This is a genomic window from Rhizobium sp. AB2/73 (genome assembly GCF_020871915.1).
GTDB lineage: Bacteria > Pseudomonadota > Alphaproteobacteria > Rhizobiales > Rhizobiaceae > Rhizobium > Rhizobium dioscoreae.
This window is the reverse complement of the sequence record NZ_CP067074.1, coordinates 178,126-191,162: the sequence shown is the minus strand read 5'-3', so window position 1 is coordinate 191,162 and position 13,037 is coordinate 178,126. Positions and strand designations below refer to the sequence as shown.

Annotated in this window: 14 protein-coding genes and 1 pseudogene; 11 read left to right on the top strand and 4 right to left on the bottom strand. The window is 54.7% G+C overall.

Annotated features, from left to right (window positions below; genetic code table 11):
- Positions 1 to 108: 108 nt before the first annotated feature.
- The 4 genes and pseudogenes from I8E17_RS31920 to I8E17_RS31905 all read left to right on the top strand — a co-directional run bounded on the left by I8E17_RS31920 (position 109) and on the right by I8E17_RS31905 (position 2,418).
- Positions 109 to 336 (top strand): transposase, encoded by a 228-nt coding sequence (locus tag I8E17_RS31920; protein WP_209160237.1) that lies wholly within the window; start codon positions 109 to 111, stop codon positions 334 to 336.
- Positions 333 to 677: an IS66 family insertion sequence element accessory protein TnpB gene (gene tnpB / locus I8E17_RS31915; protein WP_012478067.1), complete on the top strand. Its 345-nt coding sequence runs from the start codon at positions 333 to 335 to the stop codon at positions 675 to 677. The genes I8E17_RS31920 and tnpB overlap by 4 nt, the downstream gene beginning before the upstream one ends.
- Before the next feature lie 74 nt (positions 678 to 751).
- Positions 752 to 1,886, top strand: a pseudogene (locus tag I8E17_RS31910) (IS66 family transposase); the annotation flags it as partial.
- Between the two features lie 247 nt (positions 1,887 to 2,133).
- On the top strand, positions 2,134 to 2,418 hold the full coding sequence (locus tag I8E17_RS31905; RefSeq protein WP_209160233.1) for a helix-turn-helix domain-containing protein: 285 nt from the start codon (positions 2,134 to 2,136) through the stop codon (positions 2,416 to 2,418).
- On the opposite strand, the gene I8E17_RS31900 is transcribed toward I8E17_RS31905, so the two are convergent.
- Positions 2,390 to 3,336, bottom strand: a protein-coding gene (locus I8E17_RS31900; RefSeq protein WP_209160232.1) for an IS630 family transposase whose coding sequence is annotated in 2 segments (ribosomal slippage) — positions 2,390 to 2,997 and positions 2,997 to 3,336 — 948 coding nt in all. Because the reading frame shifts where the segments join, the coding sequence is not laid out codon by codon here. The two genes, I8E17_RS31905 and I8E17_RS31900, sit on opposite strands and share 29 nt — an antisense overlap.
- 27 nt (positions 3,337 to 3,363) lie before the next feature.
- On the opposite strand from I8E17_RS31900, the gene I8E17_RS31895 reads away from it, so the two are divergent.
- A complete protein-coding gene (locus I8E17_RS31895; RefSeq protein ID WP_209160231.1) occupies positions 3,364 to 3,897 on the top strand; it encodes a hypothetical protein in 534 nt (177 codons plus the stop codon).
- A gap of 172 nt (positions 3,898 to 4,069) precedes the next feature.
- On the opposite strand, the gene I8E17_RS31890 is transcribed toward I8E17_RS31895, so the two are convergent.
- The 3 genes from I8E17_RS31890 to I8E17_RS31880 form a co-directional block, all read right to left on the bottom strand.
- A complete protein-coding gene (locus I8E17_RS31890) occupies positions 4,070 to 5,245 on the bottom strand; it encodes an alkene reductase (protein ID WP_307777826.1) in 1,176 nt (391 codons plus the stop codon).
- A gap of 53 nt (positions 5,246 to 5,298) precedes the next feature.
- A complete protein-coding gene (locus I8E17_RS31885; protein WP_209160230.1) occupies positions 5,299 to 6,024 on the bottom strand; it encodes an EthD domain-containing protein in 726 nt (241 codons plus the stop codon).
- Between the two features lie 301 nt (positions 6,025 to 6,325).
- On the bottom strand, positions 6,326 to 7,087 hold the full coding sequence (locus I8E17_RS31880; protein WP_209160229.1) for a FadR/GntR family transcriptional regulator: 762 nt from the start codon (positions 7,085 to 7,087) through the stop codon (positions 6,326 to 6,328).
- 129 nt (positions 7,088 to 7,216) lie between these two features.
- Here I8E17_RS31880 and I8E17_RS31875 point away from each other — a divergent pair, with 129 nt between their 5' ends.
- The 6 genes from I8E17_RS31875 to ugpC all read left to right on the top strand — a co-directional run bounded on the left by I8E17_RS31875 (position 7,217) and on the right by ugpC (position 12,946).
- Positions 7,217 to 8,521, top strand: coding sequence for an extracellular solute-binding protein (locus I8E17_RS31875; protein ID WP_209160228.1), 1,305 nt, complete (start codon positions 7,217 to 7,219; stop codon positions 8,519 to 8,521).
- A 23-nt stretch (positions 8,522 to 8,544) separates the two neighbouring features.
- Complete coding sequence (locus I8E17_RS31870; RefSeq protein WP_209160227.1) at positions 8,545 to 9,480, top strand: sugar ABC transporter permease; 936 nt, start codon at positions 8,545 to 8,547, stop codon at positions 9,478 to 9,480.
- Between the two features lie 104 nt (positions 9,481 to 9,584).
- The gene (locus I8E17_RS31865) at positions 9,585 to 10,361 is read left to right on the top strand and encodes a carbohydrate ABC transporter permease (RefSeq protein ID WP_229002325.1); all 777 of its coding nucleotides are present in this window, start codon (positions 9,585 to 9,587) and stop codon (positions 10,359 to 10,361) included.
- 4 nt (positions 10,362 to 10,365) lie between these two features.
- Positions 10,366 to 10,917 (top strand): RpiB/LacA/LacB family sugar-phosphate isomerase, encoded by a 552-nt coding sequence (locus tag I8E17_RS31860; RefSeq protein WP_209160225.1) that lies wholly within the window; start codon positions 10,366 to 10,368, stop codon positions 10,915 to 10,917.
- Entirely contained in the window at positions 10,914 to 11,702 is a 789-nt protein-coding gene (locus I8E17_RS31855) for an RraA family protein (protein WP_209160224.1), read from the top strand. Before I8E17_RS31860 ends, I8E17_RS31855 begins: the two co-directional genes overlap by 4 nt.
- Before the next feature lie 122 nt (positions 11,703 to 11,824).
- Complete coding sequence (gene ugpC, locus I8E17_RS31850) at positions 11,825 to 12,946, top strand: sn-glycerol-3-phosphate ABC transporter ATP-binding protein UgpC (RefSeq protein ID WP_209160223.1); 1,122 nt, start codon at positions 11,825 to 11,827, stop codon at positions 12,944 to 12,946.
- The last annotated feature ends 91 nt before the right edge of the window (positions 12,947 to 13,037 follow it).

The window sequence follows — 13,037 nt, the reverse complement described above, 5'->3', positions numbered from 1 at the left end:
AACTAGAAACTTTCATATGATCGAGGCCGTTCCAGAACGTTTCGAGGGCGCGCCGCGGCAGTTTCGGCGGCGTTGGTCCGATGATTTCAAGGAGCGAGTGTCTCGGCAATTGCGCGTCGCATCGGCATACACCCATCACAATTATTCGGCTGGCGTCGTGATGCTCGCGCCAGACAAGAGGGCTCTTCGGTGCCTGCGGCTGTCGAGGCGTGTTTGGGGCCGGTTTGTGCGCGGGCGGTGATCGAGGTGGTTATCGGCGACATGATTATCCGGGCGGGGGTGGATGCCGATGAAGCACACCTCAGTCGCGTGATCCGAGCGGTGCGGTCGGCATGATCCCGTCGAACGTAAAAGTCTTTCTGGCGAGCCATCCGATCGACTTCCGTAAGGGACCTGACAGCTTGCTATCGCTGGTTCGAGATGCTGGCAGTGATCCGTTCAACGGAGCTCTTTATGTCTTCCGGGCGAAACGAGCAGACCGTATCAAGATCGTATGGTGGGATGGCTCCGGCGTTTGCCTTTACGCCAAGCGGCTGGAGAAAGCCCAGTTCTGCTGGCCGCGCATCGGACATAGCCGGGTCCAGCTCAACAATGCCCAGCTTCTGGCTTTGGTGGATGGGATGGACTGGAAACGCGTTCGATCAACACCCATCAAGCCGCCCGAGATTGTTGGGTAAAACCCCTGCGGCGAATTGAATCATGCACCTGAAACTGCGGGCGGATCACAGCAAAATATGCTCTGATCATACCCATGAAGCGACCCGATATAGAGCTCCCGGATGATGTAGAGGCACTCAAGGCCATGGTTCTTGCCATGGCCGAAAAGGCCGCTCGCGTCGAGGCTTTGGAAAAGCAGGTTGACGACCTCGAGGCCCGAAATGCTGATGCCGATGAGCGCATCGAGCGGCTGACACAGATACTGAAAGCTTTTGACCGCGCGCGCTTCGGACGGCGTTCAGAGAAACTTGCAGCGGCCAGTGTTGATGACGAGCAGCATGCTTTTGTCTTTGAGGAGATCGAGACCGGTATTGCGGCGATCAGGGCCAAGGTTACGAGTGGCATCAACAAAGATGGCAAACGTCCACCGAGGCCACGCAAGGGCTTTGCGGCGCATCTGGAGCGTATCGAGGTGGTGATCGAGCCGGAAGACTTGCCGGAGCATACGGGTAAGACCAAAATCCTGATCGGAGAAGACATATCCGAACGCTTGGATGTCGTTGCAGCGAAGTTCCGTGTCATTGTTACGCGCCGTCCCAAATACGCTTTTAAGAACGAAGACGGCGTGATCCAGGCTGCGGCCCCGACACATATCATTGAGGCGGGCATTCCAACAGAAGCGCTTCTGGCTCAGATCGCCGTGTCCAAATATGCCGATGGCCTACCACTCTATCGGCAGGAGGCGATTTACGCCCGCGACAAGGTCGAACTCGACCGCAGGCTCATGGCTCAATGGATGGGAAAGCTGGGGTTCGAGCTCGACATCCTCGCCGATTACATCCTGAACGAAATCAAGAAGGCGGAACGAATATTTGCCGACGAGACGACCTGCCGACACTGGCGCCTAGATCCGGGTCGGCGAAAACCGCTTGGTTATGGGCCTATGCCAGGGATGACCGAACGTTCGCAGGCAACAGCCCGCCCATGGTGGCCTATCGTTTCGAAGACAGTCGGCGACCGACTGCGTGGCACGACACCTCAGCGGCCATCGCGGGATTCTGCAGGTTGACGGGTACGGGGCCTACAGCAAACTCGTCCGCAAGGACGGCGTTATTCTGGCTGGCTGCTGGGCACATAGCCGTCGCAAGTTCTATGAATTGCATGTCGCCAAAAGCTCCAAGGTGGCAACAGAGACAGTCGAGCGAATGGCAACGCTCTGGGAAATGGAAGTGACCTGAGACCCATCTCCCCTCCAGTTTTCAGGAGAGTCTTGGATTTTCAATCGGCACTCCAATCTCGAACTGGTGATCACGCTCATCGGCCGGACTGAAGATATGCCCGTCGATCAAGGCTCAGTTGCCGTCGCGAAACTCCTGTCCGTCACCACGGCGCTGTCGCAAAGTTGGCAAAATGACGAGATCGGCCACCTCAGCTGTGCAGTGAGCGCATGATGACAGGCCTCGAAACGAGGTCCAGATGAATGTCCGCGCCAGCGCTTCAGATAAAAACGACGCGAGAGGCGTCCAGTCGATCGAGATGGGCGCCAAACTTCTAAACGTGCTCGTCGATGAAGAAGAGCCAATGATGCTTAAAGTCCTCGCGAGACTTGCCGGAATAGCTCCGGCACAAGCCCACGCTTATCTAGTGAGCTACAGAAAACTTGGCCTAATCGAGCAGGAAGAACCTGCCGGACGCTATCGCCTCGGCCCGTTTGCGCTAGAGCGTTTCCCTTTCATGTTGGATCGTATCCGCATGCGGTGAAGAAGTTTCTGGCCTCCTGAGGCTCGATGATATCGATCAGTTTTCCGATCCTGTCCCAAAGGCCGGTCACGGTGCGTTCTGCCGCTTTGCGCAGGAGCGCCTTCAGCTTTGAGAATGCCTTCTCTATGGGATTGGAGTCTGGACTGTAGGGCGGGAGGAACAGCATGCGCGCACCGGCAGCCTCGATCATCTCACGCGCCGCCGGTCGTTTGTGGCTGGAGAGATTGTCGAGAATGACGATATCGCCAGGCTTCAAGGTCGGGACGAGAACCTGGGCGACATAGGCCTCGAACCATTCTCCGTTGATCGGCCCGTCGATCACGAGCGGCGCAACCATTCCTGTGCTGCGCAAGCCAGCCACCAGCGTCGTAGTCTTGCGGTGACCGTGTGGGAAACCCATTCGCAGGCGCTCTCCCTTCCTGCAGCGTCCATGCGTGCGCGCCATGTTCGTCGCGGTCCAGGTTTCGTCGATGAAGACGAGTTCGGCAGGATCGAGGTCCAACTGTTTATCGAACCAGCGTTGGCGCTGCTCCGATATGTCGGGACGGCTCTGCTCTATCGCGTGACCAGTCTTTTTTTGCGGGTCTGGCCGTGACGGACGAGGAAGCGTTGCAGCGCCGATTTGCTGATCGTGATGCCTTGAGCGGAAAGCGCGTCGCGCAGTTCGAACAAGGTTCCATCGCGATGCTCGGCGAGCCAGGCCATGATCGCGTCACCATGGGCCTCGGTCTTGCAGGAATTTCGATCGCCACCGAGAGGACCAGGCAACACATCACCCTGGCGCAATTGCAGATTTCGCCAGCGGCTGACGCTTGCGGCACTCACGCCGAAACGGGCGGCGGCTTCCCGATGGGTCGCACCAGCACTGACAGCAGCCAGAACGCGAACACGCAGATCGACAGAAAGTGATTTCGACATATCCGCCGACCTCCATCGGCAGATAGTTTGAATCAGACCACACCCGATTTGCAAAGCCCCGCAGATTCAATCAGTCAGGGAAACGCTCTAGAGCTTGGTATCACCCGAATGCGCACAGCAGATCCCATCCGACTGGCGCTCGAGGCGGTGAGCGATCTGTCTGTCAGAAGCGGCTTGAACGTGGCGCTCGTGGTCTGGGGTTCGTTTCGCCCGACAGTCATTCAGGTTCAAGAAAGTGGAAGTCAGCTCAATATTAATACCCGATTGGGGACCGTTTACTCGCTGACCGGACCGGCGAGCGGAAGAGTCTTTGCTGCCTTTATGCCTGAAGGCATGATCAAGGAAGCGATCCGCAACGCGCGAAAGGATGAGATCGGCTCCAACCGCGTGGGTAGACCGAAATTCCTTTCCCGTATCGAGATTGAAGGCATTCGAGCAAATGGATATGCCACTATTGAGGATCGCCCGTGCCAGGGATCAAAGCCCTCTCCGCCCCCGTGTTTGACCATATGGGCCAAATGCAATGCGCCATCACATCAATCGATCTTGATAGCGTTATGAGCAACGCCCCGGACAGCAAATATATTCCCCTACTCCTCTAAACGAACCGGCAACTTTCGTTCCAGCTTGGATATTCCGGATTGAAATCGATCCGCCAGCCACAACCACACTTGCCCAACGACAGAAGAAGAACCGGTGCGCGTGTCCCGCAGCACCGGTTCAAACGCATTACTTATGCTCTTTTGTAACGTGGGTAGTCTATATAACCACTATCGCCTTCGCCGTAATAGACACCTCGGTCCGCCGGGAAGGTCGGCCAGTCATTTTCCAAACGCTCCACAAGATCTGGGTTGGATATAAACGGCCGCCCGATCGCGATAAGGTCCAGCAGGCCCGCATCCAATGCTTCCTGTCCTGAAGTCTTGTCGAAGCCGCCCGCCGCCATCAAAGTTCCGGTGAAAGCCTGCCTGAGAGACTTCAGGAAATCAGCCGGGATGCCGGGAAGGCCTGCACCGCCGATCGTATGCTGGTCGCTAAGATGAAGGTATGCGATCGGCCGTTTGTTCAACTCTTCCATAAGCGCAAGCCAAGTTTCCGCTTCGGTATCGAAAGGCTGCATATCGTGAAGTCGTCCGAAGGGCGATATTCTCAAGCCTACACGATGATCCCCAATAGCGTCGATGGTTGCATCGATGACTTCGAGTAGAAAACGTAGGCGATTCTCAATTGAGCCACCATATTCATCTGTTCTGTCATTCAGCGCATCGCTTATGAATTGCTCGAATATATACCCATTCGCGCCATGAAGCTCGATACCATCGAATCCTGCGTCGATGGAATTAAGGCCAGCCTTAACAAAGTCCTGAACCAGACGGGAAACCTCTTCGGTTGCAAGCGCACGCGGGACGCTGCATAGCTGTTTTCCGGCCACTTCATTCTCATCGTAAGCGAATGCAGTTGATGTCGCAGCCACGGTAGACACCGATGACACCGGCTGTCCCCGCCCCGGCTGCAGCGATGTGTGAGAAATACGACCGACATGCCAAAGCTGCGCGTAGATGCGGCCCCGAGCCATGTGGACAGCATCCGTCACCAAACGCCAGCCTTTAATCTGCTCGTTGTCGTAAATACCCGGGGTGAACAAATAACCGCGCCCCTCCGGCGTGATTGGAATGCCTTCGGATATGATTAGTCCCGCGCTTGCTCGCTGAGCGTAGTAGAGTGCAGTAGACGCATTTGGAACAAGGCTCGGAGACCGGGACCTCGTCATTGGCGCCATTACAATACGATTGGGTAATACAAATCCGGACAGGTCGTAAGGTTGAAAAAGGCTTGCCAATTGGAACTCCTTGTATGGTGGGATTTGCCGCAACGGGCAACGGTTGGCCTCAACAAAGTCTTTTGTCATTTTCGAACCTGAGAAGGTAGAAGCCCGATGCAAGCATCTGCTTCATTTCCGTATCAGGCGGCCTTTAGCCGTGAGATTTCGCGCTCAGGAATAATTTCCACCGGATTGACGACGTAGGTGGATATCTGTCCGAGGAACTCCTTGGCGTGCGTCATTGCCGTCTGGCCTTGAGCCGACTGGAAACCGCGCTCTATGGCAGCTTCGTCTTCGAACCAAAGTTCTACGACGCCGTCTAGGCCGGTCTCGCCCTCAGGTCCGTCGTCGGCGAAGCGGTTTGGCTGCCAATCGATGATGATGTTCTGACGATAGCCAAGCAGTCCAGGGAGACGCTTTACCAGCGAGGAATGATCATTGAACCACTGATCCTGAAATTCCTCCCGACTGATCCCCGGCCTCCTTTTCAGAAGCGACATCCGCTTGACTTTCTTTTCTGCCTTGCGGACCGGCACAACTGTATTTTGAAAGGCTGTGGCGACAACCAGATCGGTCAGGAAATTTTGCTCGTCTGCTTGAAGGTCTTTGAGATTCTCCGCGTTGACGCTACGGCGCATTGCAGTCAGCGATGGAAAGAATAACTGCGAGATCGCATCGATTTCGAGGTCATTTCTTTCGTAGGCAATGCCCTTTTGGGTCCTGTCCGTCACCAGATTCTGCACATAGGCCTCAAGCGTTCCGAATGTTTTCTTCACGAGAGAACCATGAGTTTCACGCCAGTGTTTCTCAAACTCAACCGTGCTCAATTCAGGCCTTCGCCGGAACAGTCCCATCCGAACAATCATATCTTCCTCCCTGAACTTGCAATTTTCCAACCCAGTAAAAATTCGATTTAAACAAACTCTTATGTAAATGGCAAATATTTTTATTGCCTTTCTTAGGAAGTTTAAGCTAACTTCAATCAACGGTGAGGCTCATTCTCGCAGAAGCGAACAGAAACGGCGTGTGACTTCGGGCGGACACTATATGGCGCAACAAGGACCTCTGAATGTTCACCGATCGAGGTTTGAAAAGAGCACACCTCGACAAGTCAGTACGCATTGGGCCTGCCATTGCGAGCTGTCGTTTTTTGAAAATATGGAGTACTTACGGATTAACGGCCAAAGCCAGGTCACCAAATTTGGCCCTTCGCCGAAAGGCCGCGCCGATGTCAAAATGCGCCTGCAGCAGTTCGACCGCCTTTGCTTCATCCCGTCGGAGAAGCGCTTGATAAATTTGCTGATGATGATCGATCAAAAAGGACTGAATGCCCTCAACGTTCAGGATTTGAGTGCGTCGCGTGACGTGCGATTGGCGAAGCAGGTTCGACGTTGCGATATAGAGGCTTAAGAGCGTTGGCGAATGCGCTGCACGCACCAGCATTTCGTGAAATTTGAAGTCGGCAGCACCACCTTCCTCGGGATTCGAGATGGTTGCGACGATTTCCAGCATCGCATCGCCGCACCTGTCGAAATCGACGGCAGTTGCCCGCCGGCAGGCAAGCCGGACAGCCTGAAGCTCAATTGCAATACGGGCTTGCATCACATCGTCTATAGCCTCTGCCTGCTGAGCGAGTATGAAACTGAAAAACTCGCCGAATATCGAGAGATCAGGCTGGCGGACAACGGTGCCTTGGCCATGCCTTATGTCGACAGCACCAAGCGCCGCTAGTGCACGCAGTGCTTCACGTATCAACGGCCGGCTGACACCCATCTGCGCAGCAAGGTCACGTTCTGACAGGAGCCTGTCGCCCACTTTCAGTTTCCCGGTAGATAACTGATCGCGGAGGAATCCGAGCACGCGCTCATAGTCACCGCCTCGACCTCCGGCCCTTGTCACCTGAACTTCATTTTCTTTTTCAGTCGTCATGTCCGCCTCAATTCCGGCTCACCCGTGGCAATCGTTATTTTTCAAAATGCGCCATTCCAGAGCGGTTGACAAGTGGGAACCCATGGACTACCACTGGTATTACCACTTTAAAGTCATGGGAGGATGACAATGAAGCGCATATCCAAGAGGATGACCAAGTCCATCTGCCTCTATGGTTTGACGTTAGGCTTGCTGGCCTCCGCCAGCTCGGCTGCAATCGCTCAGGACCTCAAGGGCGATATCGAATACGGCTACTGGGGAAATGCTGCGAGAGCGGAAGTCACCGAAAAAGTCAGCCGTCTATTCGAGCAAAAACATCCTGGTACGAAAATCACGGGAGTGTCGGCGGAATATAATGCCTACATTGAGCGGTTAACGGTACAGTCGGCTGCGAGCGAACTGGCCTGCGTTACGCAGGTGCAGAGCACGTTCCTTGCCAGCTACGCCAATCGTGGAGCTTTGTTGCCGCTTGATGAGCTCGTTCAGTCTGGAGCGATTGATCTCAAAGGCATCCCGCCTGAAATACTCGAAACCGGTAAATTCGACGGTAAGCAGTATATGGTGCCGACCGGCACCTTTGTGCGCCTTTTGGCATACAATAAGACTATGGCTTCGGAATACGCCATCGACCCGCCCGTCGGTCATGCGAACTTTGCAGACTATGAAACATGGCTGCGGGCTGCACAGAAGAAACTTCCAAAAGGCGTATACGCGACAGAGAATGAAGCGCCTATTCCATTCTCGCTATATTCATGGGTCGCCGGGCATGGCGAGACCATGTTCAAGGATGGTCAGCTATCCGCATCGCCCGAGGTCATTGCTGCATGGTTCCGGTTCTGGAACGATCTGGCCAAGGATGGCGTAGCTATTCCACCCGACCGGCTGGACGAACAATTGGCAAACCTGGAGCTGACGCCGTTTGCGAACGGAAAAACTCTCGTCGCGACCCGCGACATTCCCCATATCTCGATCATGGAGAGAGTGAGAGCCTCACAGGGTGTTCCTACTGAAATAGAGTTCGTTTCAAACCCGGCGAAAGATGCCACCGCATCAGGCAACGTCCCCGGCACCAACGGGCTGACTATCTCCGCCAACTGCGACAATGCGCCACTGGCCGCTGCCTATATCAATTTCTTCGGCAATGATCCGGCAGCAGCCATTGCCTATCAATCCTCCAACGGCGTGGTCGTGAGCAAGACAGGGCGGGAAGCTCTCCTCGACGATCCCAACACCTCAACCAACGTGAAACGCTCGCTGGCGGAACTCGACAAGGTGACGAGCGCCAGTGACATTGCGACGGCAAATTATCCCTCGGGCTATCAGGGTATGGCAGCCGTGCTGAGGCGTCAGTACGAAGAGGTCGCATTCAATGGGACCAGTCCGGAAGATGCCGCGCAAGCATTCATCGACGAAGTGAATTCACTTCTAAACTGAGGCCCTAAGCAAGGCTGACAAACATGTTACAAGTACCATCGCGTTCGTTGCAGCGGCGCGGCTTGGCTAGCCGCGTCGGCTCGGAGAACACTGCGGCGTTTCTGTTCCTCCTGCCCTTCCTATTAGGCTTGATCCTGATTGTTGCTGGTCCGATGCTGACGTCACTCTACTTCAGCTTCACGAATTACACGGCGGCAGGCACTGCCAAATGGGTTGGCTTCGACAATTACGAGCGCGCGTTCACTCGAGATCCTCGTTTTTGGCGCGCAGCCCGCGCCACTGGCCTGTATGTTATTCTGGCGGTGCCAACGGTCATAACGTTTGCGCTCATTCTGGCGGCGCTCCTCAACCGTGGAGTAAGAGGCCTTACCATTTACCGGGCGATATTCTACGTGCCCTCCCTTATCGGCGGAAGCGTTGCCATTGCGCTGTTGTGGCGTCGTATTTTCGGTGCGAACGGGCTGTTGAACGCTGGTCTCGCTATGATCGGCATCGAGTCTTCGACGTCCTGGATCGGGTCGCCGTCGACTGCCCTATGGACACTTGTAGTATTGCACGGCTGGCAATTCGGATCGGCCATGATCATTTTCCTGGCAGGTATGCGGCAGATTCCGCAAAGCCTCTATGAGGCGGCGATTATCGATGGAGCCACCCGTCGTCAGTGCTTTTTCAAGATCACACTCCCCCTCCTCACGCCACTGATCCTGTTCAGCACGATCATGAATACGGTGGGAGCATTTCAGGCCTTCAATGCAGCCTACGTCGTTAGCGCAGGCTCCGGCGGCCCTGCTGACTCCCTGCTGTTCTTCACCCTCTACATTTACCAGCAGGGTTTCGTGAACTTCAATTTCGGTTACGCATCCGCCCTCGGCTGGCTGCTGATCATAGCAATCGCGGCGGCTGTAAGCCTGCTGATATTGGCGACGCGACGCTTTATCCATTACGGGGAGAATGCATGATGAGCTCGACTGCATTGAATCCGCCGAAGCCCTATTCAGCATCACGCTCCGTCTGGTCGAACCCCTTTACGAAACATCTGGTGCTGATCGGTTTCGCGTCAATCATGTTATATCCGCTTCTGTGGATGTTGGCAGCATCTCTTAGACCGGACTCCATGATTGGTAACTTCAGCATTTGGCCCGGCCGCCACTTCACGGTCGATAACTACATTCAGGGCTGGAAAGGTGTGGGGACTGTAGGATTCGCGCAGTTTCTGACCAATTCCCTCTTCATATCCGTACTTAGCGTTGTGGGTAACGTTATCTCATGTGCAATGGCAGCTTATGCGTTTGCTCGTATCAACTTCCGCTTCAAAAAACTGATGTTCGGGTTGATGCTGGGAACACTGATGATCCCGTTCCACGCGATTTTGATCCCGCAGTATCTCATGTTCCGGGACTTTGGCTGGCTGAACACACCGTTGCCTCTCGTGGTCCCGAAATTTCTAGCTACGGACGCCTTCTTTATCTACCTGCTGACCCAGTTCTTCCGCAACATCCCGCGTGATCTGGACGAAGCAGCAAGAATCGATGGCGCCGGACACTGGACAATTTTCTTCAAGGTTATCATACCGCTTTCGATGCCAGCACTTGCTACCGCTGCAATCTTCTCGTTCATCTTCACCTGGAACGACTTTTTCTCGCCGCTGATCTACCTGACGAAGACTGAGAACTACACGGTTCCACTCGCGCTCAGGGCCATAGGGGACACCTCGGCGGAATCTGCATTCGGCGTATTGTTTGCCATGTCGATTGTTTCGCTTCTGCCCGTCCTCGGCATTTTCATCGCCTTCCAGCGCTTGCTGGTGGAGGGCATAGCTACCACCGGAATGAAAGGATAATTCTATGTCCGTTGAGGAAGAGGCTCGTCCCTCTGTAGGGATATCTGTGCCCAGACGAAAGACAATTGGGCTTGCGAACGACCATGCCGGCTTTCAACTGAAACTGTTCGTAAAGTCTTTGCTTTCCGAATATTGCGACGAGGTCATCGATGTCGGCACCATGTCCGACACACCGGTAGATTTCCCTGACGTTACCGCCAAGGCAGTGGACCTCATATCGTCCGGCAAGACGGACCGCGTGATCCTCGTTTGTGGAACAGGCGCAGGCGCTTGTATCGCAGCAAACAAGACCCCGGGTATCCGCGCCGCCGTGGCTCATGACACTTTTGTCGCCCGCCAATCGGTTGAGCACGACGATGTCAACGTCCTGTGTATCGGAGGGTGGATCGTCGGACCACAGATCGCAGGTGATGTCATCCGCACGTTTCTTGCCGCTGAATTCTCAACCAAAGAGCAATTTCGTCGACGCGTCGAAAAACTGGCCGCTCTCGACGGGTCTCTGGCCCGCGCCAATCCAACAACTGACAGGCATTCTTATAAGGAGGACTATAAATGACACCTGAACGTAGAAAAGAAATTCTCGATACCGTCGCAAAGCTGCGCGTAACCGACATTCGTGATGGTCTTGATTGGATTGGCCTTCACCACACCGGGACGGTCTCTCCAGATATCCGCCCGCTATGGCGAACAAAGACAGCGGGCTTCGCTCAAACATTCCGGCAGACCCCCACTCAAAAGTCTGTGCCAACGATGTCCCCCGATGACTACACGAAGTGGGCTTATGAATACTGGTACTTCCAGCTGTTCGATTATACCGATTTCGGCAGCCGCGTGGGCCCGGGCGACTTCCTCGTCTGCGACACTTGCGGCACGCCAAGCCCCGCGGTCGGTTCCATGGACTCGATGATCTGGGCTGCAAAAGGCATAACAGGCTGCCTGACGAACGGCGGAACACGTGATACCGACGAAGCTCTCATTCAGAAGGCCCTTCCTGTCTGGAGCCGCTGGATCGTGCAGACCATGTATCAGGGACGCGTCGAATATGCCGGGGATTCCATGCCAGTGGAAATCGGTGGAGCGCTGATCAACCCGGGTGATCTCATCGTCGCTGACGGTGATGGTGCCATCTGCGTTCCTCAAGACGTTATCGATGACGTTTTGAAATACGCAATTCAGGAGGCCGAGAACGACAAGAAGACCCGCAAACTTCTCTACGACCGCCTCGGTATCGCGCACGACCATTCCGTCGATTCTATTTTCGACGTGCCGGCTCACCCCTACGCCCTGACCCCCGATCGCCTTGAGTGGTACATCACTGGCAAGGGTACTGGCCCCAAGTAATCGTCAGCTTCGGATCGGTTTAACCGATCCGAAGTCCCCTTCCGGGTGAGAAATTATAGGCTAAAATCTCGCCCGACTATCAAATGGCGACGTATTTCATCAGCATCGATCCGAGGTTACCAATGGCAAGACTTGAACTAAAATCGCTGCAGAAGAATTACGGCAGCTTATCCGTCATAAAGGATGTATCCCTTAGTATCGACGATGGCGAGTTTGTGGTGTTCGTTGGACCTTCAGGCTGTGGCAAGTCGACATTGCTGCGCATGGTCGCAGGCCTTGAGGGCATTTCCGGCGGAGAACTTTGGATCGGCGACCTGCTTTGTAACGACATCGAGCCGCGCGACCGTGGCATCGCCATGGTTTTTCAGAACTATGCACTGTATCCGCATCTTTCCGTCTACGAGAATATGGGTTTCGGCCTGAAACTCAGCAAAGCGCCAAAGGATATCAGAGACCGGAAAATAAGGGACGCAGCTCGTATCCTCCAGATCGAGCACCTGCTGGACCGGAAGCCCGGGCAACTATCAGGCGGCCAGCGCCAACGAGTGGCTATCGGTCGCGCGATCGTCAGGAAGCCCGACGTGTTTCTTTTCGACGAGCCACTATCAAACCTTGACGCTGCCCTACGTACCGATATGCGGATGGAATTAGCCAAACTCCATCAAGACCTTGCTGCGACAATGATCTATGTGACGCATGATCAGGTGGAGGCGATGACACTCGCCGACAAGATCGTTGTGCTCAATGGCGGAGTGATCCAGCAAATCGGGAGCCCGATCGAGCTTTACAAGCGCCCAGCGAACCTGTTCGTGGCATCGTTCATCGGCTCACCAAAAATGAATTTGCTGCCCGGCCAAATCAATACGATTACAGAAAGCACGGTCGAAGTTTCGCTCGCAGGACCTGCACCGTTCAAGCTTGCAATTGATGGCTCTCGCTTCAAGGCAGGAGAAAAGGTTACTCTTGGTGTGCGGCCTCAGGCGCTGGTACTAAGCGATAACGGCCAGCTTAGTGGTGAGGTAATGTTGATCGAAAGACTTGGAAGCGAAACCAACGTCAAGATCAACCTTGCATCAGGAGAGAGCATTCTCGCCGTGATCAGTGGAGATTGTGGTATCCAGGTAGGACAGTCGATCCGATGCGGATTCTCCCTTTCGGATGTCATTGTGTTTGACGGTGCCGGGCAGGCACATTTCGCGTCTGTCTCACATGTGTTGCCTCATCACAATCAAATTAGCCGGTGATCGCGCATAGCTTTTGGCCCGATCTGAAGACTTACAGCGCTTGTTGATATGTCGTGGTTTGAATAGCCCCGAGTTTCGTAGACACCCTCGG